Annotated in this window: 23 protein-coding genes and 1 tRNA gene (1 of these 24 running past the window's edge); 15 read left to right on the forward strand and 9 right to left on the reverse strand. The window is 42.1% G+C overall.

What is annotated here, in order from left to right; genetic code table 11:
* A protein-coding gene (locus ACQY73_RS19200; RefSeq protein WP_428653847.1) for an MGH1-like glycoside hydrolase domain-containing protein crosses the window boundary here: on the reverse strand, positions 1-1678 show its 5' portion. It extends 1010 nt beyond the left edge of the window; only the first 1678 of its 2688 coding nucleotides appear in the window; its start codon is at positions 1676-1678; the stop codon falls past the left edge of the window.
* Between the two features lie 103 nt (positions 1679-1781).
* Between ACQY73_RS19200 and ACQY73_RS19205 the strand changes: the two genes are divergently transcribed.
* The 8 genes from ACQY73_RS19205 to ACQY73_RS19240 all read left to right on the forward strand — a co-directional run bounded on the left by ACQY73_RS19205 (position 1782) and on the right by ACQY73_RS19240 (position 9818).
* Complete coding sequence (locus ACQY73_RS19205) at positions 1782-2618, forward strand: 5'-methylthioadenosine/adenosylhomocysteine nucleosidase (protein WP_428653849.1); 837 nt, start codon at positions 1782-1784, stop codon at positions 2616-2618.
* Between the two features lie 53 nt (positions 2619-2671).
* Positions 2672-4231, forward strand: coding sequence for a neutral/alkaline non-lysosomal ceramidase N-terminal domain-containing protein (locus ACQY73_RS19210; RefSeq protein ID WP_428653851.1), 1560 nt, complete (start codon positions 2672-2674; stop codon positions 4229-4231).
* Positions 4232-4290: 59 nt separating this feature from the next.
* Complete coding sequence (locus tag ACQY73_RS19215; RefSeq protein WP_428653853.1) at positions 4291-5919, forward strand: acyl-CoA carboxylase subunit beta; 1629 nt, start codon at positions 4291-4293, stop codon at positions 5917-5919.
* A 6-nt stretch (positions 5920-5925) separates the two neighbouring features.
* Complete coding sequence (locus tag ACQY73_RS19220; RefSeq protein ID WP_428653855.1) at positions 5926-6681, forward strand: hypothetical protein; 756 nt, start codon at positions 5926-5928, stop codon at positions 6679-6681.
* Entirely contained in the window at positions 6581-7366 is a 786-nt protein-coding gene (locus ACQY73_RS19225) for a glycosyltransferase (RefSeq protein ID WP_428653857.1), read from the forward strand. Before ACQY73_RS19220 ends, ACQY73_RS19225 begins: the two co-directional genes overlap by 101 nt.
* A gap of 62 nt (positions 7367-7428) precedes the next feature.
* The gene (locus tag ACQY73_RS19230; RefSeq protein ID WP_428653859.1) at positions 7429-8625 is read left to right on the forward strand and encodes a glycosyltransferase; all 1197 of its coding nucleotides are present in this window, start codon (positions 7429-7431) and stop codon (positions 8623-8625) included.
* Entirely contained in the window at positions 8603-9211 is a 609-nt protein-coding gene (locus ACQY73_RS19235) for a sugar transferase (RefSeq protein ID WP_428653861.1), read from the forward strand. The genes ACQY73_RS19230 and ACQY73_RS19235 overlap by 23 nt, the downstream gene beginning before the upstream one ends.
* A gap of 4 nt (positions 9212-9215) precedes the next feature.
* The gene (locus tag ACQY73_RS19240) at positions 9216-9818 is read left to right on the forward strand and encodes an acetyltransferase (protein WP_428653863.1); all 603 of its coding nucleotides are present in this window, start codon (positions 9216-9218) and stop codon (positions 9816-9818) included.
* On the opposite strand, the gene ACQY73_RS19245 is transcribed toward ACQY73_RS19240, so the two are convergent.
* Positions 9805-10212, reverse strand: a complete 408-nt coding sequence (locus tag ACQY73_RS19245; protein WP_428653865.1) for a phage holin family protein — start codon at positions 10210-10212, stop codon at positions 9805-9807. The two genes, ACQY73_RS19240 and ACQY73_RS19245, sit on opposite strands and share 14 nt — an antisense overlap.
* A 118-nt stretch (positions 10213-10330) precedes the next feature.
* Here ACQY73_RS19245 and ubiE point away from each other — a divergent pair, with 118 nt between their 5' ends.
* The 5 genes from ubiE (at position 10331) to ACQY73_RS19270 (ending at position 16336) form a co-directional block, all read left to right on the forward strand.
* Entirely contained in the window at positions 10331-11053 is a 723-nt protein-coding gene (gene ubiE, locus ACQY73_RS19250) for a bifunctional demethylmenaquinone methyltransferase/2-methoxy-6-polyprenyl-1,4-benzoquinol methylase UbiE (RefSeq protein WP_428653867.1), read from the forward strand.
* Complete coding sequence (locus ACQY73_RS19255) at positions 11002-11736, forward strand: porin family protein (RefSeq protein ID WP_428653869.1); 735 nt, start codon at positions 11002-11004, stop codon at positions 11734-11736. Before ubiE ends, ACQY73_RS19255 begins: the two co-directional genes overlap by 52 nt.
* A 154-nt stretch (positions 11737-11890) precedes the next feature.
* Positions 11891-12850, forward strand: coding sequence for an isopenicillin N synthase family dioxygenase (locus ACQY73_RS19260; RefSeq protein WP_428653871.1), 960 nt, complete (start codon positions 11891-11893; stop codon positions 12848-12850).
* Between the two features lie 89 nt (positions 12851-12939).
* Positions 12940-14145: a chromate efflux transporter gene (chrA, locus tag ACQY73_RS19265; protein WP_428653873.1), complete on the forward strand. Its 1206-nt coding sequence runs from the start codon at positions 12940-12942 to the stop codon at positions 14143-14145.
* A gap of 40 nt (positions 14146-14185) precedes the next feature.
* Positions 14186-16336, forward strand: a complete 2151-nt coding sequence (locus ACQY73_RS19270; protein ID WP_428653875.1) for a S46 family peptidase — start codon at positions 14186-14188, stop codon at positions 16334-16336.
* Between the two features lie 79 nt (positions 16337-16415).
* Here ACQY73_RS19270 and der read toward each other — a convergent pair whose 3' ends face one another.
* From der to era, 3 genes are read right to left on the reverse strand one after another with little or no spacing between them, the layout of a single operon-like run.
* Positions 16416-17723 carry a ribosome biogenesis GTPase Der gene (gene der / locus ACQY73_RS19275; RefSeq protein WP_428653877.1) on the reverse strand — a complete coding sequence of 436 codons (1308 nt, stop codon included), beginning with the start codon at positions 17721-17723 and terminating at the stop codon, positions 16416-16418.
* 39 nt (positions 17724-17762) lie between these two features.
* Positions 17763-18125 carry a four helix bundle protein gene (locus ACQY73_RS19280; protein ID WP_428653879.1) on the reverse strand — a complete coding sequence of 121 codons (363 nt, stop codon included), beginning with the start codon at positions 18123-18125 and terminating at the stop codon, positions 17763-17765.
* Between the two features lie 35 nt (positions 18126-18160).
* The gene (gene era, locus ACQY73_RS19285; protein ID WP_428653881.1) at positions 18161-19087 is read right to left on the reverse strand and encodes a GTPase Era; all 927 of its coding nucleotides are present in this window, start codon (positions 19085-19087) and stop codon (positions 18161-18163) included.
* A gap of 126 nt (positions 19088-19213) precedes the next feature.
* On the opposite strand from era, the gene ACQY73_RS19290 reads away from it, so the two are divergent.
* Both ACQY73_RS19290 and ACQY73_RS19295 read left to right on the forward strand, forming a co-directional pair.
* Positions 19214-19286, forward strand: a tRNA-Met gene (locus tag ACQY73_RS19290).
* Positions 19287-19714: 428 nt separating this feature from the next.
* Entirely contained in the window at positions 19715-21121 is a 1407-nt protein-coding gene (locus ACQY73_RS19295) for a leucine-rich repeat domain-containing protein (protein ID WP_428653883.1), read from the forward strand.
* A 97-nt stretch (positions 21122-21218) separates the two neighbouring features.
* Here the strand turns inward: ACQY73_RS19295 and ACQY73_RS19300 are convergent, their stop codons facing one another.
* From ACQY73_RS19300 to ACQY73_RS19315, 4 genes are all read right to left on the reverse strand, one after another.
* A complete protein-coding gene (locus ACQY73_RS19300) occupies positions 21219-21485 on the reverse strand; it encodes a hypothetical protein (RefSeq protein ID WP_428653885.1) in 267 nt (88 codons plus the stop codon).
* 347 nt (positions 21486-21832) lie between these two features.
* A complete protein-coding gene (locus ACQY73_RS19305) occupies positions 21833-21979 on the reverse strand; it encodes a hypothetical protein (RefSeq protein WP_428653887.1) in 147 nt (48 codons plus the stop codon).
* Positions 21980-22601: 622 nt separating this feature from the next.
* A complete protein-coding gene (locus ACQY73_RS19310) occupies positions 22602-23702 on the reverse strand; it encodes a Gfo/Idh/MocA family protein (RefSeq protein WP_428653889.1) in 1101 nt (366 codons plus the stop codon).
* A 116-nt stretch (positions 23703-23818) separates the two neighbouring features.
* Entirely contained in the window at positions 23819-25087 is a 1269-nt protein-coding gene (locus tag ACQY73_RS19315) for an aminotransferase class I/II-fold pyridoxal phosphate-dependent enzyme (protein WP_428653891.1), read from the reverse strand.
* Positions 25088-25137: the final 50 nt, after the last annotated feature.

A 25137-nucleotide genomic window follows, 5' to 3' on the forward strand; every position in this document is an offset into this window, starting at 1 on the left:
AACCTGTACCGTCGGCCTGTTCAAGGTGTCCACCCGTGGGCAATTCCGCACTTCGGTCAAATACACCTATATTATCCAGTCCTAAAAATCCTCCTGCAAAGATGTTATTTCCTTCTGCATCTTTGCGATTTACCCACCACGTAAAATTGAGAAGTAATTTGTGGAAAATACGTTCTAAAAAGGCTACATCGCCTATTCCATTTAAGTCTCTGTCTATTTCATATACTTTCCACGTAGCCCAGGCATGGACCGGCGGATTTACATCGGAAAAATTCCATTCATAAGCAGGAAGCTGCCCATTGGGGTGCATATAATACTCACGCAGGATAACTGCCAATTGACGTTTGGCAAAATAAGGATCTAAACGAGACAGCGTAACGGTATGAAAGGCCAAATCCCAAGCCGCAAACCAAGGATATTCCCATTTATCCGGCATTGAAAGAATATTCGCCGTATACATGTGCTTCCAGGTAAGGTTACGGGGGTACGCGCGACCTTTAAACTCAAAAGGCATTTTAGGATCCCCTTTGAGCCATTCATTTACATTATAATAAAAGAACTGCTTGTTCCAGAGCATCCCGGCAAATGCCTGCCGTTGAATGTTCCGAAGCTCCGGATCAGTTACATTCTGTTGAAGATCGTCGTAAAACTCATCCGCTTCCTGTTGACGTAATTTAAATATTTCATCAAAGTCGCCGAACGCATTTGGCTGATGGGTTTGATTGGAAAAACGCAACCGAATCGAAACACTTTCTCCCGCAGGCACTACTTTCTTAAAATGGCCTGCGGCTTTGGAGCCTATCTGATTGGGATTAACATATTGTTTTTTTCCCGTTACTATATAATTATTGATTCCATCTTTGGCGTACGGATTCGCATTGGGCTTTCCGAAAATGCGCTCGCTGTTGGTTTCATTTTCACAAAAAAGCAACTCGTCAGCTCCTTCCAAAAACAATTTGTATTTACCCAACAAACGATGGTTCACTTCGATCTGGCGATTGGCGATTCCGTTTAGTATTGGCTTATAGTTAAACTGCTCATATCCCCACGACCACGTATTCCGAAACCAAAGCGTTGGCAAGATCGTCAGCGGGGCTTCTTTTGTGTAGCGATTATGAGCCGTTATTTTGATGAGGATGTCGTTTTCATCAGCCTTTGCGTATTCAATAAAGATATCGAAATAACGGTTATCATTGAAAATGCCGGTATCAATGATCTCATATTCAGGCTGAAGGCGGTTTCGCTTACGGTTTTCTTCGGCAATTTTGGCATAAGGAAACGCTGTCTGAGGGTATTTGTAGAGCATTTTCATGTAAGAATGCGTAGGAGTACTGTCTATGTAATAGTACAACTCCTTTACATCTTCCCCGTGGTTTCCTTCCGGACCGGTCACTCCATAGAGGCGTTCCTTAATAATAGGATCCTGATGGTTCCAAAAACCAAATGCCAAACAGATATGACCTTTGTTGTCGGAAATACCTCCAAGGCCATCCTCACCCCAACGATATGAATAGGAACGCGAGAGTTCATGAGAAATAAAGCCCCAAGAGTCGCCCCAATAGCTATAATCTTCTCGAACGGTACCCCATTGGCGTTCGGCCAAATAGGGACCCCATTTTTTCCAACCTTTATTATCGGCTCGCGCATGAATACGCTTTCTTTCGGCAGTATCTTTCATCGTAAGTTAATGTGGGTTAACCGGGAATCACAAAAATAGTAGAATACCTAATACGTTTTTGTGCAAATTTGTGTCCAATAAGCATTTATTAGCCCTTACCTCAATGAATTTTTCCTATTTTTTTCGTTGCAAGTTGGTATTTCTGTTAAGTTTCAGTTTAAGCCTGCCCGGTTTTTCTCAGATTTATTCTCCTAAACCGGTTACCGCGTTGTTGGGCGCAATGGATGAAGAAATCGAATTATTGCGTCAATCCTTGCAAAATCCAAAAGTAAAAGTTGTGCACGGGATTCCGTTTTATGAGGGCAAAATCGGTAAACACCGCGTTGTCATTGTAAAAACGGGAATCGGTAAAGTCAACGCTACCATGACTGCGGCCTTTCTGCTTCAAAAATTTCGCCCGAAGCGTCTCATTTTTACGGGAATTGCGGGCGGGCTGCAGCCAGATCTCAATCCCGGTGATATTGTGATCGGTAAACAAACATTACAATATGATTTCGGACGATTCGCCAATGACAGCCTCCTAACCGGAAGAACTCGAAACCCGATCAACCAAGCATTAAATCCTTTGTTTTTTCAAGCAGACTCGTTGTTATTGGCTGCTGCACAAACGGCCGTTAAAACAACTGAATTTAGAAAGATGGAAAATCAGGCCAAACCTCCTTATATAATAATAGGTACGATTGTGACGGGCGATCTGTTTGTGACATCTGAAACAAAGGTCAAAGAGCTTCGTGCTAAGTTCAATGCCGATGCGACTGAAATGGAAGGTGCCGCCGTAGCTCAACTTTGTTGGCAACAGCAAGTACCCTGTTTAGTAATAAGAAGTATGAGTGATAAAGCCGACAGCAAAGCGCAGGAAAGTATTGAGAATTTCAAAAAAACGGCTTCTTACAATTCTGCACAACTTTTGATAAATATGTTATCGAAACTGCCTGATTAATAAACTTTTTGCATTTAATTTGCTCTCCACCCTTTACATTTTAACAATCGGTTATGCGAAAAATCAAATGGTCTGCCTTAGGATTAGCGCTTTTAGTCGTCATTTTCTTATTAGGCGTTTTTGCTTTCTACAACGGCCGCGACCGTCACCCTGATTATGCACTCAATTTGGACATTAAAGCCTCCAAAGATTCCGGCACGTATAAAGCAGGATTTGCCGCTTTGAAAATTACCCCGGAAGTATTGGAGAAGTGGACTGATAAAAACAATGACGCAGCCTTTAATCCAAAAGACGGCGATACGTTTGAAGACAAAAACGGGAATGAAAAATTTGACACTTACTGGATGGCCGGATTCAGTAAAAAACGCGCCGCCAACGGTGTCCATGACGATTTATGGGCAAGAGCAATGATATTGGACGACGGTCATACGCGCTTAGCCGTCGTTGCGATTGATTTAATTGGTTTTCCGCACACGAATGTAGTGAACGTCCGTAAAAAACTCGCTGATCAATTTGGCATTACCTATACTATTATATGCAGTACGCATAATCACGAAGGGCCTGATATGCTTGGTTTATGGGGCGATAGTGTTGTAAAAAGAGGCGTAAACCCGGTGTATGAAAAATGGGTAGAAGACAGAATTGTTGAATCTATCGGCATTGCGGTAAAAAATCTGAAAGAGGCACATCTTCGTGTGGCGCAGGATCTGTCAGGGGCGGATTCTCTTAATATGGACACCCGTAAACCTATCGTAAAAGATGACGGTGTGTATATTCTCCAAGCGACCGATACAAAATCAGATTCAACGTTGGGCGCTTTTGTCGTGTGGGGGAATCATCCCGAAACCATGTGGAGTCGCAATACGATGATTACCTCCGATTTTCCACATTATGTTCGTGAGGGTATTGAAAAAGGGGTATATGATGAGAAAAAGTTGGCAAAAAAAGGACTGGGCGGCGTTGTCTTATATGCTTCCGGCTGCGTTGGCGGTCTGATGACCACTCGCCCGGCCGTTAAGATCAAAGACCCTTTTAAAAATGTTTATTTTGAAGACCCCACCTTTGAAAAGATCAATGCGCAGGGAACTACGCTGGCGTTGTTGGCACTCAATGCGTTAGACAAGGCTGAACCGGTAGCGGGAGGTATAAATCTTTTGGCAAAAACGATTGAACTGCCTGTGGGAAATATTCTTTTCCGTTTGGGAATTGCATTGGGCGTTATAGAAGGGGGCTACAGCAGTTGGGGCCATATGCGCACCGAAGTAGCCGCTTGGACTATTGGGCAAGTCAGTTTTATTAACATTCCCGGTGAGCTTTATCCTGAAATAGCCAATGGAGGCATCGAAACGCCTAAAGAAGGTGACTTTAAATTGGCAAAACCCGTCGAAACCCCTCCATTGCGCAGCTTAATGCCGGGCAAGTATAAATTTGTTTTAGGGTTAGCCAATGACGAAATCGGTTATATTATTCCTAAATCGGAATGGGATAAAGATGCTCCTTACTTATATGATTCTCCCAAAGCACATTATGGAGAAGTAAATTCTACCGGTCCGGAAACGGCGCCGATATTACATAAAACATTGAAAGAAATGCTCGAAAAGCTACCGAAGTAGTTATTTCTAATTTGTATTCCAAAAATCGACCTCTTCAAAGGTCAAAAACTTCATCAATTATGACAAATCGCGAATTTCATCAGCAACTGCTGGACCAACTCCAAAAGCGATATGAACAAGTCAAACTTGGAGGTGGACCTAAAAATATTGAAAAACACAAAGCAAAAGGAAAGCTTACCGCTCGTGAACGCATTGCTTACCTGTTAGACAATGAATACGATTTTGTTGAAATCGGCGCTTTTGTGGGAGACGGTATGTATGCGGAAGAAGGCGGTTGTCCTTCGGGCGGCGTGGTTATTGGCATTGGGAAAGTTTCGGGGCGGCAATGTGTTGTGGTTGCCAATGATGCTACCGTTAAGGCCGGTGCCTGGTTTCCAATTACCGCCAAGAAAAACCTGCGTGCACAGGAAATTGCCATTGAAAATCGTCTGCCCATTATTTATTTGGTAGACAGTGCAGGAATTTATCTTCCGCTGCAAGCTGATGTATTTGCTGATAAAGAGCACTTTGGGCGCATTTTTCGCAACAATGCCATGATGTCTTCCATGGGAATTTTGCAAGTCGCCGCCATTATGGGAAGTTGCGTAGCCGGCGGAGCTTATTTGCCTATCATGTCTGATGAAGCTCTGATCGTAGAGGGAACAGGTTCCATTTTTTTGGCGGGTCCCTATTTGGTTAAGGCCTCAATCGGTGAAGACGTCGATGCTGAAACCTTAGGCGGCGCTTCTACGCACTGCGAAATATCGGGGGTTACCGATAATAAATACCCCGATGACCCTTCCTGTTTGGATGCCATCAAACGAATTTTTGACAAAGTTGGCCATTCTGAAACGGCAGGTTTCGACCGAATTACTCCTACCCTTCCTGCCAAGAACCCTGACGATATTTTTGATATTCTTCCTGCCGACCGCAACAAACCGTATGATATGCGGGAAATCATTGAACGCATTGTGGATAATTCAGAATTTGAAGAATACAAAAAACTATACGGTCAAACGTTGCTTTGCGGATATGCCCGCGTCGATGGTTGGGCGGTAGGAATTGTTGCCAATCAGCGTAAGATCGTAAAGGCAAAAAAAGGAAGCGGCACCGCCAATGAAATGCAGATGGGTGGAGTTATTTATTCTGATTCAGCCGATAAAGCCGCTCGATTTATCATGAACTGCAACCAGAAAAAAATACCGCTCGTTTTTCTGCACGATGTAACGGGTTTTATGGTGGGCAGTCGTTCGGAGCAGGGTGGAATTATCAAAGACGGTGCCAAAATGGTCAATGCCGTTGCCAATTCGATTGTACCAAAGTTCACGTTTATCGTCGGAAATTCATACGGTGCCGGCAACTACGCCATGTGCGGAAAAGCCTATGATCCACGTTTGATCTTTGCGTGGCCTACCTCACAGCTAGCCGTGATGAGCGGCGCTTCGGCGGCCAAAACGTTATTACAAATTCAGGTAGCAACACTCAAAGCCAAAGGACAAACCATTACGCCTGAGGCAGAAAATGAACTGCTGACCGAAATTACCGAACGATATACGAGTCAACTGTCTCCTTATTACGCTGCTTCAAACCTCTGGACCGACGGTATTATCCATCCTTTAGAAACTCGGCGCATTATCGCCGCAGGAATTGAAGCCGCCAATCATGCGCCGAGTTCGAAAACGTTTAGCGTAGGTGTCATACAGACCTAAATGAAAATGAAAGCTTTTTACGTTTTTACCGGGCTAATGCTGGGATTGATGACTTCTTTTGCCAATTCAAGCGATTCTGTGTTGTATTTTCCTGATTTGGCTCAAAAGATTGGTTTAAAACACCCCAAACTCCGTAACAAAGAGTATGAAATACGATTATGGATAAAGACCGCTTTGGTGTATGGTGATGCTCAAGAATTGTATGTTATTCATCAAAAAAATAATCGACTTACGCTTAAGCGATTCCATTTATACTTCCAAAAACATGAATATCTGCGTCATACAGCGAGCTTCAATGATAAAGCAAAAGATACTTTGCTGTTGCGCAACTTAATTGCTCATAAGGTATTTACTCTTCCCAACGGCAAAGGCATTGTAGATGAAGTATTAAAAGAAGAGCGGCAAAAAATGAGTCAATTCAGTGACACGGTTCGAGTAGAAATAGTAAATGACACGATTAGAGTAGTGGGCAGGAAACGAATAGGAAAACTATTGCTCGTTTTGGATGGGACAGGCTATTACCTTGAAGCATTTGGTAAAAACTTCTTCCATAAATATAGTTATCATTGTCCGGCCACTTATTCGGAAACATATCCTCAAAAAAAGGATTTCGGAAATGCAAATGCCATTATCAAATTGATTTTCAACGTCTTCAGAGATTATGATAAAAGAATCTGCCGCCGATCTACCCCATATTACCATCGCGCTGCCCGTATTCAATGGAGAAAAAACGTTGGAAAAAACTATCAATTCTATTGTTAATCAAACGTATAAAAACTGGCAACTGCTTATTTTAGATGACGGCTCTACGGATAAAACAAGAGAAATAGCCACAACTTTCAAAGACAGCCGTGTTCAATTACTAAGCGATGGCCTTCATAAAGGCATTACGGCAAGGCTAAATCAAGCCATTGAATTAGCGCAGGGAAAATACTTTGCACGGATGGACGCTGATGATTTTGCTTATCCCGTACGACTCGCTAAGCAAATAGCGTTTTTGGAATCAAATCCTTCCATTGATCTGGTCGGGACGAACATTTGTTATGTAGACAGTGAAGGCAATGCCTCCGGAGTAAGTGATTTTCCAAGTCATCATACCAAAATCACCGCCACACCTTGGCTGAAAAGCATTTCGATTGCACATCCGACTTGGTGTGGTAAAACGGCTTGGTTTCAGAAATGGGAATATCGAAACGTCCTAAAAAATGAAGACCAGGACCTTCTTCTCCGTGCTCATGAAAGCAGTCGCTTCGCCAATTTGCCGGACGTTCTTTTAGAGTATAATGTAACTTCTTCCTTCAAAAAATCGCTGCTTTCCCGATGTGGCTCGGTGCGGATGATGCACGATTATTATATACAAAAACGGCAGCCAAGTTGGTATATACTTAGCTTATTTTTAGTTTTTATTAAATTTTTCCTTGATTTTTTCACTAAAAGATTGGCTTAATAAGCTGACATCTTGAAAAACAAGCCGTCTAACTGATAGACTTTAACTAACTATCAGCAGAGATGACTCGCATTATACAGACTTTTACAGTACCTATGTCGCTTCAGTTTTTAGAAGGGCAAACGCAGTTTTGGCAGCAGAATGGATATGAAATGCATGTTTTAACGGCAGACAGCGAAGAATTAACCAATTTTGGAAGGCAAAACAATGTCTCTGTTTCACCTGTTTCTTTTTGTCGTAACAACCGATTAAGTGCAAATGACTTCAAGAGTTACTCACAACTCCGAAACTGTTTCAGAAAAATAAAGCCTCATATTGTTCACGCAAATACATTAAAAGCAGCTTTTTTGACACTACTTGCTGCAAAAAAAGAAAATGTACCAATATGTATTTATGAAATGCATGGACTTACCCTCGAAACTGCCGGCCCGGGTAGGAAGCAGACTTTGTTTATGGCCGAAAAAATCTGCTGCCATTTAGCCACTCATGTTATCGCTGTGAGTCCGTCGCTGAGGCAGGTTGTTATCAATAAAAAGCTGGTAGCACCGTCAAAAATCTCGGTTATGAATAATGGCAGTTGCAACGGCGTTGATGCAATGAAGAAGTTTAATCCCCCGGATATTGATGCAGATGAAGTCAATATACTCAAAAACAGGTATGCAATTTTACCGGATCAGACTATTGTAGGTTTTGCAGGACGTTTAACAAAAGACAAAGGCATCATTGAGCTTTATCAGGCATGGCAGGAAGTCAAACAACAATTCTCCAAGGTGCGATTATTGATAATGGGTGAAGTAGATCAGCGCGTTCCTCTTCCCAAAGAATGGCTTGTTAAGATAGCTGATGATAAAACCATTATTCGAACAGGGGAGGTCAAAAATATGGCTTCGCATCTGGCTTTGATAGATTTTATGGTGCTTCCAAGTTATCGGGAAGGACTTGGCAATGTGGTTTTAGAGGCTGCTGCGATGGAAAAACCCGCAATCGTTTCGCAAGTTACCGGACTGAAAGACAGCATTTTGAAAAACCATACCGGTATTTTTTGCCAACCTTATTCCATCAATGACCTAACCGAAAAAATCATTTATTACCTTAACAATACATCTACTGTCCGAAAACATGGAATTGCGGCTCGTGCCCGAGTAATTGAACACTTTGCTCCCGGTGATGTATGGAACGACAAATTACAATTATACCAACGTTTGGTGGCCACGCGCGAATCTGTACTTTTGCAAAATGAGCTATCAAAGATTTTTTAAACCACTCATTGATAAAACAGCGGCCTTTTGCATTCTCCTCCTAACGTTGCCTATCACGGTGATTGTCACGATCTTATTGTATTTTTATAATCAGGGAAAGCCTTTTTTCGTTCAATTACGGCCGGGTCAAAATGGCAGGATATTCAAAATTATAAAATTCAAAACAATGAACGACCGGCGCAACCCACAGGGAGAATTATTGCCTGACAATGAACGGTTAACACCGGTAGGTCATTTTGTTCGCACAACTTCATTGGATGAGCTTCCGCAGTTGATCAATGTATTGAAAGGTGATATGTCGTTGGTCGGCCCACGGCCTTTATTGCCCGAATATTTACCCCTTTATAATAAAATTCAAAAACGACGACATGATGTAAAACCCGGCATTACAGGCTGGGCACAGATAAACGGTCGCAATACCATTACCTGGTCACAGAAATTTGACTATGATGTTTGGTATGTAGATCATTTATCTTTGGCGTTGGATCTGAAAATTCTTTGGCTTACAATTACGAAAGTATTCCGGCGCGAAGGAATCAATGCGGATACATCGGTGACAATGGAAAAATTTACAGGAAACAACTAATACCATGCTTTTATTCGGTGCAAGCGGTCATGCCAAGGTCATTATCAGTTGTTTACGGGCAAACCAAATTTCAGTTTTGGGAATTTTTGACGATGATCTATCCAAAAAAGAACTCTGGGACATTCCGGTTGTCGGCCACTATGATCCTGATTTTGAAGCCGGAAGAGCCCTCATCATTGCGATTGGGAATAATCAAATTCGCCGGAAAATAGCGCCTTCCATTCAGCATCGTTTTGGCAAAGTAGTGCATCCTTTCGCGATTATTGATGAAACTGCACAAATTGAAGAAGGCACGGTCGTATTTCAAAGTGCAGTAATACAGGCCGATGCGCGCATTGGTAAACACGTCATTATTAATACTTCATCATCCGTTGACCACGAATGTATCTTACATGATTATGTGCATATTGCACCTAATGCTACGCTTTGCGGAAATGTACAGGTCGGTGAAGGAACCCTCATAGGTGCCGGATCGATTGTCGCACCCAATCTTACCATTGGCAAAGGTTGCATGATCGCAGCGGGAAGCGTCGTAACAAAGCATATTCCTGATTTTGCCATCGTGCGCGGAAACCCTGCCCGAATCATTAAGATCACTTATGCTTAAATACCCAAAACAGCAGTTGGCGCACCGATTTCTGTACCCATTTTCCTGCTTTAATCCAAAAGAACGTAATCAGTAAAAGCAGTCCGAACATGATCAAAAACCCTGCATAACGACTGTCAAGCCATTCATTAATGCCAACCGCAATAATGATGAAGAGGAAAATACACGTTAATGACGCTAAAATCAACAGCACCACCAGGTAAATCAATTGAATGACAATGTTTTCAATACGCTCCTGAGTTTCGGTTTTTATCAGCTCCAAGCGCGCTTCCAAGTATTTAAAAAGGTAATTCCGAACCTCTTCGATTCTTTCAAACATCAGTTTTTGAGTTGCGGTTGCGTATTTTTGAGAATCTCCTATGTCCAATAAAGAGAGATTAACAATTTTACGCAAAACTATTGAGTCTTACAAAGCGTTTCCAATTTGAGGTTCGTAACTTTGTCGCCTTAACGACCAATAGCTAAGAACTGTGTAGTTGTCGTTTCTTCTTTCATTTTGACTTGAAATTAACATGACCGTTGTACCTTATAAAGACAAAGATTCAAGCAAACGCGAACAAATCGCGGAGATGTTTGATAATGTTTCACCCAAATACGATTTTTTGAATCATCTTCTCAGCGCAGGCATTGATATTTATTGGCGTAAACGTGCTATCAAATTGCTGAAAAAAGAGAAACCGCAAACGATTTTAGACATTGCCACGGGTACAGGGGATTTTGCAATCGAAGCATTAAAGCTTAAACCTAAAAAAATTGTCGGCATCGACATTTCGGAAGGAATGCTTGCAGTAGGTCGCGAGAAGATCAAAAAAATTGGCATGGAAAATGTCATTGATCTGCGGATGGGCGACTCCGCTAACTTGCCGTTGGAAAGTAATTCTTTTGATGCGGTGATCGCTTCGTTTGGCGTTCGGAACTTTGAAAATCTGCTGCATGGCCTTACAGACATGTGTCGGGTAATGAAACCGGGTGGAACATGTGTGATTTTAGAATTTTCAAAACCGAAAACTTTCCCGTTCAAACAATTATACAACTTTTACTTTCGTTACATTTTACCGATTGTAGGAAGAATGGTTTCAAAAGATACGGCAGCGTATACTTATCTTCCCGAATCAGTACAGGCGTTTCCGGATGGGAACGATTTTTTGAAAATTTACGAACAGGCGGGCTTTAAGGACACAAAATGCATACCACTCACGTTTGGGATTTGCTCGATTTACATTGGAAAAAAATAGTAGTAGGTCTATTTCTAGGCTACGGGCTCGTCAATTCCGCCGATGCGCAAACCACCGGCTATTTCCGAAAACACCAAGAGTACTACGACGATAAGCCTATCCATTATGGCTTTTTGTTTGCCCTACCCGTTACCCGATTTCATCTTGTTCACGACAATTCTTTTTTAACACAGGATACTACCAATCGTATCACTTCTCCCACTACTGTCGGCTTTCGGTTTGGATTTGTCATGAACGGCTATCTTACCGACCATTGGGATATTCGCACAACGCCCTCAGTATCATTGTATAACCGTGTGGTTGAATATGAATACGGTAGCGGCAAAAAACGCCGTGAACTGCGTGAAGCTACCTGGATCGAAATTCCGCTTTTATTCAAATACAAATCTCAGCGACGGGCAAACTCACGCATGTATATGTTGGCGGGCGCAACCTTTGGCTTTGAAACCAACGTTCGCAAACGTCAGCTGGCGGGCTCTGATCGACTGAATGCCAAAAGTGCCGATCTTACCATTGATTATGGGTTCGGGTTCGAGCAATTTTTGGCTTACACAAAATTTTCACCTGAGTTGCGATTTTCGCACGGAATCGTGAATTTATACCGCACAAACGACGTAAACTCTACCGGCAGCATCCGCCGACTTACGTCGCATACCGTTACGTTGTATTTGATGTTTGAATAAACCAATTGTTTTTCTAAACTTTGCATTAAACGCTCATCCGCGTTTGTTATACGTCGATTAGTAATTACCTGTTCATCAACTTATTAAAGTTTTTAATTCAGACGAATAAGGTTGTTACTAACGTAGAACCATCCACAAACAACTTTCCAAAATTATGTCAGAAACTGCACTTCTGGACGAAATACCGTCGTTAGACATCTCCGATTTTACAAGCGGCGATCCCGCTCGCAAAATACAATTTGTCCAAAATTTAGGAACTGCTTTTAATAACATCGGTTTCGTTTGCATTAAAAACCACGGACTTTCTGAAGAACTGCGCCTGAAACTGTACGATTCAGTAAAGCAATTTTTTACGCAGCCCGACGAAGTAAAGAAACAATATGAATTTCCTGAATTATCAGGCCAACGCGGATACATTGGCAAAGGAAAAGAGAAGGCCAAAGGGTTTAAAGTAGCTGATCTAAAGGAGTTTTACCACGTAGGCCAACCCAATCCTGAAGGCGAAATGCCTCACAATATTTTTCCGGAAGAAACACCCGAATTTAAAGAATATACGCTTAAAGTATACGAAACGTTTGAGAATACGGGCAAAACCTTATTGCGTGCCATTGCCTTATATCTGAACCTTGACGAAGATTATTTTGAAGACAAGGTACGCAATGGCGACAGTATTTTGCGGGCACTGCATTATTTTCCCCTTGATCCTACCACTGTACCTGACGGTGCAGTACGTGCAGCAGCGCATGGTGATATAAATCTAATTACACTCCTGATGGGAGCCAGCGCCGAAGGGCTGGAAGTACTGCGTCGCGATGGTAAATGGATCGGTATCACGGCATTACCTGATCAAATTGTGGTCAACGTAGGCGATATGCTCGACCGTTTGACCAATCATAATCTTAAATCCACCATTCACCGCGTTGTAAATCCTCCGCGCGAAAAAATGAACACCTCGCGCTATTCCATTCCGTTCTTCATGCATCCCCGCGCTGACATGAATTTGTCGTGTTTGGAAAGTTGCGTTGACACCGCTCACCCTAAGCTTTACGTTGACATGACAGCGGGTGAGTTTCTGAATGAACGCCTCATTGAATTGGGTCTGAAAAAAGCGTAACTTGCTTTTCTCCTGACGGGCAATCTCATTTCCAACCTGAAATTATCCGTCAAGTTCTCTCTGTTAACCCCTAAAATTGCTTTTTCAGCGTGTCAGAATCACTACTTCACCCGCCTGTTAAGCGGATTCGACACATCATCTTTTTAAAAGATGTGCTGATTTTGGCATTGACCTGTTTTGGGGGTCCTCAGGTGCACTTGGTTATGTTTCTGGAGCGGTTCGTTCGCAAACGTCGCTATCTTACAGAGGAAGAATTGCTTGAATTACAGGCGCTTTGCCAAGTATTGCCGGGACCAACATCCACACAAACAATTACAGCGTTGGGTTTTAAGTTAGGCGGTCCTAATTTAGCCTATGTTACTTTATTGGTTTGGTCGCTGCCCGCTGTTCTTATCATGACATTGGCTGCTTTGGGTATTTATTATCTTCAGGAAAACCGCATTTCGCTCTCTTTTATGCGTTTTGTAGAGCCAATGGCCGTTGGCTTTTTGGCCTATGGAGGGTATACAATTGGGAAGAAAGTCATCCAAAAAAATACGCATTGGTTCATTTTGATTACCGCAGCCGTTATTGCGTATTTGTATCCTTCGCCATACATGACGCCGATTGTGATTGTTCTAGGCGGATTTGTGACTTCGTTGGAATTTAGGAAACACCAAAAAATGGACAAAAAGCCTATCCGTATTCAATGGGCCAATTTCATTTTATGGCTCGGAGTTTTGGTGTTTGCTGCCGCAGTAGGTGCTATAACTCACTCGTTGCCGATACGACTTTTTGAAAATTTTTACCGCAACGGCAGCCTTGTTTTTGGTGGGGGGCAAGTATTAAATCCAATGCTCTATACCGAGTTTGTCGAATTTAAACACTACCTGACCCGTCAGGAATTTTTGAGCGGTATGGCTTTAGCTCAGGTAATTCCCGGTCCGGTTTTTTCCATTGCTTCTTATGTTGGTGCTTTGTCGATGCGTTCTGAAGGCGGGCTCATCAGCCAACTTTGGGGGAGTTTAGCTTCAACAGCGGGAATTTTTCTGCCGGGTACGTTTCTGATATTTTTTGTGTATCGTTTTTGGAACAGCCTCAAAAAATACCGCGGCATTCGAGCCTCACTCGAAGGGGTGAATGCCGCCAGTGTCGGGCTTACAGCCGCAGCGGTTATTCGAATGTTTATTCCAACCGCCACCGATTCCACCGCCGTTCTTACCATTATCGGTACATTTCTTTTATTGCATTATACCAAAACACCTCCTTATCTCATTGTATTGGGGGGAATCTTTTTGGGCATTCTCTTTCACTAGTTTTTATCACACATTTTTTTCAATTATTCCAAACTGATTTATGAACAGATTAAAAATCACACTCTTATCTTTTATATTGGGGATAAGCGTGTCTTATGCCAACGACCCTACCGACGAAGGTATGTGGCTTCCTTCTTTGATTGGCAAAAACGAAGCTCAAATGAAAAAGCAGGGCTTCAAACTGACGGCCAAAGATATTTATGACATCAATAATGCCAGCCTCAAAGATGCCATTGTACGCATGGGCGGCGGATTTTGTACGGGCGAAATCGTTTCTGACAAAGGACTTTTATTTACCAATCACCACTGCGGATACGATGCCATCGCTACCCTTTCCACTCCTGCCGACAATATCTTAGACAATGGATTTTGGGCCAAATCCAATACCGAAGAGCGACCCGTAGAAGGGTTGTTCATTGATATTTTGGTTCGGATGGAAGACGTGACCGACAAAATATTACCCGAACTAAAAGGATTGAGCGAAAAAGAACGCGCCGCCAAGGTAAATCAATTGGGTAATGAATTCTCTAAAAAAGCAACCGATGGAACGTCTTATAATGCTTCGGTGCGTGAGTTTGCCAAAGGGAATGCTTATTATCTGTTCGTTTTTGAGAAGTTTTCAGACATTCGTTTGGTGGGAACTCCACCACAAAGCATTGGCAAATTTGGTGGTGATACTGACAACTGGGAATGGCCGCGACATACGGGCGATTTCTCGGTATTCCGCATTTATGCCAATAAAGACAACAAAGGCGCTGACTTCTCGAAAGACAATGTACCGTATCAGCCCAAGAAATTTTTACCGGTATCATTGAAAGGCATCAAGCCCGGTGATTTTACGATGGTTTTTGGATTTCCGGGTCGTACCAATCGTTACGAAACGGCTTTGGGTATCAAATTGGCCATTGAAAAAGTAAATCCCGGCATTGTGAAAAATCGGGACATTCGTCTGAAAGCCTGGAAAGAAGAAATGGATAAAGACGTAGCCACCAAATTGGCGCTTTCTTCCGAATACGCCAACATTGCCAACTACTGGAAATACTTCATCGGCCAAACGCAGCAACTTCAACACCTCAAAGTATATGACCAAAAGGTAACTTTGGAAGCTAAATTCAAAGCATGGGCCAAAGGCAAACCCGACTATGAAAACATTTTTGATGAATGGCAGAAAGCATATGCGTCATATGAACCTTACGCCACCCACTCTACCTACCTTAATCAGGGAATAATCGGTGCCAATATTGTCAATTTAGCCCTGCCGCTGGTGATGGCAGAAGATCAGTTTAAAGATGCCACTCGCGCAAAAGCCGTGAGTGAGCGCCTTAAAGGAGCGGGAGAAGAATTCTTTAAATCGTTTAACCTTCCTTCTGATCAAAAAATTGTAGCTCAAACGCTGTTGGCTTTTTATAATGATATTCCGAAAGAACAGCATCCGGCCATTATTCAGGAGATCCTGACCAAGTTTTCGGCCGGAACACCCGAAGAGTCGTTCAAAAAATTTGCCCAGGAAATGTATCTAACGAGCGTTGTTACCAACAAAGACCGTTTCAATAAGTTCTTGGAAAACCCTTCGGCCGAAACAGTTGCCAATGATTGGGCGCTAAAGTATTTCAGCGATTTTCGTAAAAACTACATTTCAAAATACGCAAAATACAGTACTGATTTTCAAGAGATTGACAAAAAACTTTCGCGCATTTATATCAAAGGCTTAAGCGAAATGGACCCTTCATTGGTTCAATACCCGGATGCCAACAGCACCTTGCGCGTTAGCTACGGAAACGTGCAGGATTATGACCCGCGCGATGGTGTACATTACAAGTACAAAACAAACATCACGGGAGTAATCGAAAAATACAAGCCCAACGATTACGAATTTGACCTGCCCAAAAACTTTCTGGAGTTGTATAAAAACAAAGATTTCGGCCAATACACCGATACTGATGGCGAAGTTCCTGTTGGATTTATTACCAACAATGACATCACAGGAGGAAATTCAGGAAGTCCTGTATTGAATGCCAAAGGAGAATTGATCGGACTTGCCTTCGACGGCAACTGGGAAGCAATGTCGGGCGATATTGTATTCGATAAAAAATACAAACGCTGCATCAACGTAGACATTCGCTACGTACTGTGGTGCATCGAAAAACTCGGCGGATCTGACCTAGTAAAAGAATTGAAAGTCGTAAAATAGTTATCATTTCACAAAAAAGGCCATCGTCCGCCGCAGATAATAACTGCTTATGGACGCTGGCCTTTTTGTTAGTTGTACCCTATTTCTCTCTGAAGAAGATCGTGATCGGCGCTCCTTCAAAACCAAAGTTCTCGCGCATCCGGTTTTCCAAATAGCGCATATACGGTTCCTTGATGTGTTTGGGGTAATTACAGAACATCACAAAAGTTGGTGAAGGCGTCGGCAACTGAATCATGTACTTGATCTTGATGTGCTTACCTCGGTGCGCAGGCGGCGGATATTTATCAATTTCAGCCTGCATTACCTCGTTCAGCTTAGACGTAGTAATTTTCTTCGTCTTATTTTCGTACACTTCCATCGCCTTTTCCATTACTTGGAAAATTCGTTGTTTTTCAACGACAGACGCAAAAATAATGGGCATGTAATCCATCGGAGCCAAACGCTCAAGCATCTCTTTGCGGATTTTATCAACCGTTTTAGAATCTTTTTCGACCAAATCCCATTTGTTGATCATGATCAGAATGCCCTTTTTAGCTTTGTGGGCCATTCCGATGATATGAAGGTCTTGCGCCTCTAATCCACGTGTAGCATCCAACATGACAATAACCACGTCTGATTCTTCCATCGCTTTAACAGTACGTAGCGTAGAATAAAACTCAATGGCATCTTTCACTTTTGCTTTCCGACGAATCCCGGCGGTATCTACCAAAATAAAATCTTTGCCAAATGCTTTGTAATGCGTATTGATCGCGTCGCGGGTAGTTCCTGCAATATCTGTTACGATACTCCGCTCTTTACCCGTCAATACATTCAAAAAGGAAGATTTACCTACATTTGGACGGCCTAAAATCGAAATTTTAGGAATACCGGCATCCGGGTCTTCTATTCCGGCAGTTTTAAAATGCTTTACCACTTCGTCCAACAGATCACCTGTTCCGTGACCGGTTTGAGATGAAACCGGATAAGGATCTCCTAAACCAAGTTCATAAAATTCTGCGGTAGAAAGCTGGCGTTCAACCGTTTCTGCTTTGTTGGCAATCAAAAAGACAGGCTTTGTGGATTTACGCACCACATTAGCAAAATCCTTATCTAAGTCAGTAAGCCCGGTCATGCTGTCTACCATGAACAGAATGACGGTAGCTTCTTCCATCGCGATTTCAACTTGCTCACGAATGGCATCTTCAAAAACATCTTCTGAGCCAACTACATATCCACCCGTATCAATGACGGTAAAAAATTGTTCGGTCCAGAAAGCATGACCATAATGACGGTCGCGCGTTACGCCGCTTTGGTCATCCATGATGGCCTGGCGTTCTTTAATCAAACGGTTAAAAAGCGTTGATTTGCCCACATTCGGGCGTCCTACTATTGCTACTATATTTGACATTGCTAAAAGTGTAAAGTGTAGGGTGTAATGTGTAGAAGTTTAATTACCTCTATCGCGAATCCGCTTTATAAGCGAGATTAGCATTCCTTTAATTGCACCGGTTGATTTTTCTAATTTAGTGTATTCTTCTATGTTGATATATTCCAATTCTTTAGATAACAGCAAACAATATTCTGTTTCCTGTATCGAACCTAATGACGTTTGAAAAAAGTTAGCAGTATCGGCATCTGTATATTTTCCACAACCTTCTACGATGTTAAGAACTACCGAAAGACAGGCTCTTTTTAATTGAGAAGTAAGAATATATTGTTCTTCTCTAGGGAATTTTCGAGTAATTCTATAAATCTCAAGTGTCAGTAAATGAGACTTTTGCCAAACAATCAAATCCTTATAATTCTGCATTTGGGCCTTTGACCTTTTTACTTTAACCCTTACACTTAGCTCTCGTAACCAAACTGTTTCAATTTCTGTACTTTATTCCGCCAATCAGGTTCTACTTTAACGTATTGTTCTAGGAACACCTTTTTACCGAAGAACTGTTCCAAATCTGCCCGCGCAGAGGTACCTATTTTTTTGAGCATAGTTCCTTTATCTCCGATAATGATCCCTTTTTGGCTCTGACGTTCCACCAAAATCACGGCACGAATCACGATAATGTCCTTCTTATCTTTAAATTCTTCGACAATGATCTCGGTGCTGTACGGAATTTCTTTTTTGTAATTCAGAAACACTTTTTCCCGAATTATTTCCGCCGCAAAAAAGCGTTCGGGCTTGTCGGTAAGCTCATCTTTCGGAAAATAGGGCGGATGAACGGGCAAACATTCCATGATTGCGGTAAAGAGAGCATCAATTCCCTCCTGTTTTAATGCCGAAATAGGAACAATCGCCGCCGTAAAAAGCTTATCTTTCCAGAAAGCGATTTTTTCTTTTACCTGTTCTTCGGTGGCCAAGTCGGTTTTATTAATGATCAAAATCACCGCTCCTTCTGTTTTGGCAAGACGCTCAAGCACTTCTTCGTCATCGTGCTTTTCAAAAATATCCGTCACAAAAAGCACCACATCCGCATCTTCAAGCGAGCCTTGGACAAATTCCATCATCGACTCGTGCAATTTGTATTGAGGTTTAATGATACCGGGCGTATCTGAATAAACCAATTGAAAATCAGTCCCTTCATGCACGCCATTCAAAATTCCCATAATGCGGTGGCGCGTTGTTTGGGCTTTAGAGGTAATGATTGAAAGCTTCTCTCCCACCAAAACGTTCATTAACGTCGATTTTCCAACATTGGGTTTTCCCACAATACTTACAAATCCGGCGCGGTGATTGGGGTTATTGTAAACGGCTATATCTTCTGTAGTCTCCATTTGTATTCGTCGATCATTGCTTTATTTTTCCTTAATTTTCAGATAAAGAAAAATAATCAATAAAATATTTTTTTGCAAAGATAGTTGTTTTTTCGATAAAAGCTCTTACCTTTGCACTCCCAACATCGCGGGATAGAGCAGTTGGTAGCTCGTCGGGCTCATAACCCGGAGGTCACAGGTTCGAGTCCTGTTCCCGCTACTAAAGAAAAGGTGCAATAAGCTGGTAATCAGTCTATTGCACCTTTTTTGTTATAAATCTGGTGAAACATAGGCGAAACATTTTAGGTAAACATATAAAAAGCGCCTCTGAATAGCTAATAATATAGCTTAATATTCACTCTTTCTTACCAAAATCGTTTCTTCGTTCTCCTCTGAATAGCTAATAATATAGCTTAATATCGAAAGATTAGTGGTTGGCCAAGTTTATTAAGAAATTTGATGTTTGTGGATAAATGTTGTAAGTGTCCCTATGAGGCAGACAGTTTAAAATTAGAGAAACAATACCAATCAACCAAATACTCTTTCGTTTTAAAAACCTCCCATGAGCACGGCATAAACTTCTGTTTTATACCTTTGCATGATTGCAAAAAGCGTTTCTACAAGAATTACCACAAATAGGCAGCATCCATGAAATTTCGGGCAGATAATGTAGAATATTGGAGCCACGACGGCAGAGAAACCGTTTTTTTCGGCCACCAAGAAAAAGAGTTGGCCCTTTTGATATCAAATATTTCCGGTACGCCTGACCACTATTTGGAATGGAATGACCAATCCAATGCATGTATCAATGCGGTTAAAACGATTCAACTTTCCGGCAATGAATTACAGATTCATTTGCGGCCTGAAGCAGCAAAACGCTTAGGAGTTTCTGACTTTGTCATTGCATTTACCATTGCGGAGCTTGACTTAAAAAAAATTTCACAGTATCTGTCCCGTATTTTTGGGAATCAGTTAATTATTAAAAGGACAGACGTTCATAAGAAAGCGGTACCAAAACAAGATTATAGCCGCATTAAATATTTGAATTTGGAAGGAAAAAACCTCAAGACTCTTCCCGATTATGTCTCGGAAATGACTTCCTTGGAGACGGCTAAATTGGCGCGAAACCCCCGATTGAATTTCCATGGGGTATGTGAGGTTTTGGCAAAACTGCCGTTAGTAAAGGAATTGACTTTCACGACAAATCAAGAGGTGCCGGCAAACATTAGCCAACTCACTACTTTGGAATCTCTGAGTTTGAATGGTTTTACCTCGCCGCAGGTACTGCCGGAAAGCATAGGGCTGCTGAAAAATCTGAACTATTTGCTGATTCTGAGCGATTCTGATGTGATATTACCGGAGTCTTTTGCCGATTTGGTAAATCTAACAGCCCTAACTATTCGCGCCGAGAGTTGGCAATTACCGTCAAAATTTTACCGCCTCTCCAAGTTAAAACTGCTTGATTTTTATAATTGTCGATTCACCCACGTACCGGAAGAAATGGCCGGAATGAACGAGGTAGATACCCTGTATTTCAGCAGCCCCGATAGGCGTGATTATTCGCAAATACTACCTGTGGTTGCTCAAATGCCAAATCTGAAAGAACTCGAATTGAATGTAAATCCGGTACCTAAAGAAATTGGACTTTGTAAGCAAATTGAGAAGTTGGTTCTTTGGGCGGGCATTGACTCCCGAACATCTTTGCAACTTCCGGACGAGCTTTTTGAATTGCAACAACTCAAAACCTTGATTTTTAACATGAGTTATTTTGATGAAATCCCGGCAGAAATCGGTCGGTTAAAGGGGCTGGAGCAACTGGTGTTTATTGAATCAGATTTTGAACGTTTGCCTGATTCGGTGGGAGAATTATCCAATCTAACTTACCTGAATGTCAGCGAAAATCCGTCGTTGCGCGTTTTACCAAAAAGTTTGGGAAATCTGACAAAACTCAAACATCTGTATCTGAGTGATAATCCGCAGTTAACAAATTTACCTGACAGCTTAAAAAACCTGACCAATCCGGAGACCGTCCGCATCTCCACCGACAAGCTTTAACGAATATCCCGGAAAACCGGACTGGCCTCTCTATATAAGTTCTCTGAACGACTTTTTAATTAACACAGTACATTTCAGTAAATGCACATTTCATTCTTCACGGTCTGAATATAGGAAAGAGGGTCTTAGATTCGCCCCGGCGTTTTACAAGTCCCTGCATATAAAATGAATTGGCATCAGCCATGAATTCCTGTTTGCCATTCAGAACGGAGGATTTAATAAGGTCCTGCGTGTTCCATTTATCAAGAAACTGTTTCAATGGCATTTTTATGGCAGCAGTATCGGAAATAAATTTGTCCAGTTTACTAATTGACTTCACTTCCTTATAGATATTATTGGCCGCCATATCTGCCCCTGACCTCATTAACGAGTATTTATAATTGATTTTGTAGATTTTTTCGAAATGTCTACCCAACTTTTTGATTGCCCTGGCTTCCCTGTTGGCAAAGCCGACAAAGGGCCATTGTAGAAAGAAAACGAATAACATAATCCGGATGATTGAAACGGTAGCTTTCGAATTATTTGCCGACATTGAAAAGGACGGTTAAAACTCCTATTGGCCAAATATACAAAAATGTTCATTTGAATTCCATTGACCGACGTTCTACCAAATCACAGCAATCGCGATAGCAGACGGGCAAAAAATGCCTGCTCATTATAAATCAAAAAAGCCACCCCATTATGGAAGTAGCTTCATGAAAAGTGGCAAACTTACCGCTGAATGCGCTTACGTTTCTTTTTCAGATTTGCGCTTGCCTGTTCAGGGTTTGCTCCATATCTCGGCATTTCATTGACCGTTAATGGGTGTAGCTCACGTTCGTGAGATTGATGCTCTTTTGGATTTTGTGCTTCTTTCATCGTTGAGTAGAGTTTCGGGTCGCAAAATCTTTTTACGCCCTTGTAAAGTTAATTAAATCAGTGTGATGTATGCACCTGACTGCATTTTTTATTACGTTTTATCGGCACAAACTTAGACGCAAAATATTTACTTGGAACATATTTAAGTACTACCCAACACAATTATGCTATTTTTTGTCTTTTGAGTATATAAACACTTTTGCAGAAAGATAAAATAGAAGAGTAAATAGTAATAGGATATTGCCTGACTTTCCAATGGATTCGAGCAATTTTTTTATCAGAACTCTTAGTTAACCCTTTGATTTGGAAAAACTTAAGAGAAAACGGCGATTGGTTTATTTTTCAATGTATTCACTCGGTAAAGTGCCGATTCTGTTTATTTCAGGTTTTTGTTAAGAAAATGCCCGCTTTCTTTGTACCAAGAAAAAGGCACTTTACCCTACCTACCTTTCCTTTGAGATTTTGTAAGCCATGTGATAAACACATGGCTTTTTATTTGAATTTCCCTTTTCTCTTTCAAAACTCTTTCCATCTCATCTCTAACTTGGACAACGGGCGGCTCTCAATACTAAAAAAGTCGCTGAAAATCAACGACTTTTTATTTTTATACCAAATCTTGCTTTTACTGCAACTTTACCGGTTTTCCTGTTTTTGCCGATTGCACCGCAGCTTCTAAAATTTCTACTACAATTTGATTGATTTCCAACGAAGAAAGGTCTTTTTCAGGCTTGATCTCGCCTTTTACAACGGCAGCAAAATACGAAAAAGGCTCATCATAAGGTGCCGACAGTTTGGGAATTTCGCGTTTTTCTTCGGGGGCATCTCGTTTTACACCATCTCCCAATCGAACATGCATTTGTTGTGTTTTGTCACATACTACGTAGCCTTTTTGTCCGTAAATTTCCATGTCTTTTCGGTCAAAAGGCCAATTCCATGAGGCCTGAATGATTGCCTGTGCTTTGGGATAGGTCAGAATAAAGGTTGCTTCGTCGTCCACTTTTGGATACACATCGGGTTTTATCTGCTGCGTTACTGCTGTTACCGACAATGGCCGTTCTCCTTTCATGAGCCACGTCATCAGGTTGGCGCCATAACAGCCAAAATCAATGATTGCCCCGCCACCGTTTTGAACAGGGTCTGTCAGCCAACTCAAAAACTCCTGCGAACAACCGATCTCTTTAGGTCCCCGATGCCCGTCATGAACCACAACTTTGCGAATGTCTCCAAGGGCATTTTGATTATGGATCAAATCGTACGCCTGCTGATGGCTTGAATACCAAGTAGTTTCGAAATTGGTGAGCAATTGGATCTTGTGCTTTTTAGCCAATGCGATCATTGCTTTTGCATGAGCCGTATTGACAGCTAACGGTTTCTCCACCATTACATGAATTCCCTTTGGCGCACAGATATCCACCACTTCTTTGTGCTCATAAATGCTGTTGAAAGCACACACTGCTTCCGGTTTAGTAGCTGCAATCATGGCTTCCAACGACGGATACCAAAGCGATTCAGGCATTTTATAGCGTTTAAGATAACGCATGGCTAATTCTTTATTAGGCTCAGCTACTCCTACAATTTCGACATCACCCTGAGCGGGCCGTCTCAAAATTTGGTGTACGTGGTCGTGTGTAAAACCCGCAATTCCTAACCGGAGCGGTTTGGCAGAGGCAACGGAGGCCCATAAAAACAAAAGGAGAGACAGAAAACGTAGTTGAAGGTTCATAATCAGGTAGTTTTAGTAATAAAAGAAAACTTCGTTCTAATCTTCCCTATCAAATACCAACAAAAACGGGAGCTTTCAACGAAGGCTCCCGTTTTTATTAAAATAAGGTCTGTTTATTAAGCAGGCACTGCCAAATTAGCCCGATAGATACCGGCATCTAATTTTTCGCGCATGCTGTCAAAGGCATTTAATGTATAGTTTACATCTTCAAGCGTATGCGCTGCCGTTGGAATAAGTCGTAAAATGATCTGGCCTTTCGGAATGACAGGATACACGATAATAGAACAGAAAACACCCATATTTTCGCGTAAGTCACGCACCATGTTGGTCACTTCCGGCAGACCGCCTTCCAACCCCTGCATGAAAACAGGTGTTACGGGGGACTCAGTATCACCGATATTAAAGCCACGACTCCGCAATCCGCTTTGCAACGCCTCTACCACCGACCACAATTGCGTCCTTAATTCAGGATGCGCCTTGATAAGTTCCAGGCGTTTGCGACATCCTTCCACGTAGGGCATCGGCAATGCTTTTGCATACGTTTGTGAACGCATGTTGTATTTTAAGTACATGATAATGTCCGGATCATCGGCCGCAATAAAGCCCCCAATAGCCGCCATCGACTTGGCGAACGTTGAGAAGTACAAATCCACCTCTTTTGATACGCCAAACATCTCACTTACTCCCCCGCCGTTTTCGCCCATGGTTCCAAAACCGTGTGCATCGTCGACCAATAAACGGAAATTATATTTTTTCTTAAACTCAACAATTTTATCCAAACTGCCTACTTTGCCCGACATTCCAAACACGCCTTCCGTAATCACTAATACGCCTCCGCCTTTTTCCTCCGCCAATTTAGTGGCCCGAATCAGGTTTTTCTCCAAACTCGCCATGTCATTATGGTTGTATTTGTAATATTGTCCCATCTTGGCTTTGTGCAATCGAATCCCATCGATCAAACACGCGTGGGCTTCGGCATCATACACGATCACATCTTTGTGGTCACACACACACTCAATGACCGACATTACTCCCTGATATCCATAGTTCAGCAAAAAAGCATCCTGCTTTCCGACAAACTCCGCCAACTCTTTCTCAAACAGTTCGTGCAGGTCCGAATTTCCGGACATCATACGGGCACCCATCGGGTAGGCAAGTCCCCATTTTGCGGCTCCTTCGGCATCTGCTTTGCGTACTTCAGGATGATTGGCTAAACCAAGATAATTGTTAAGGCTCCAGTTGAGCACATTCATTCCGCGAAACTTCATGTGAGGCCCGATTTCGCCTTCCAGTTTCGGAAATGAGAAATAATGATGACTGTTCAGCGCTTTAGCAGAAGCCCCAATTGGTCCCCAGTTGTTGCGTAGTTTCTCGAAAATATCCACTTTACTATGCTATTTTTTGGGTTTGATAACGGTTTGAAATAAATTTTGTA

The sequence above is a fragment of the Runella sp. genome, assembly GCF_965279615.1.
Lineage (GTDB): Bacteria > Bacteroidota > Bacteroidia > Cytophagales > Spirosomataceae > Runella.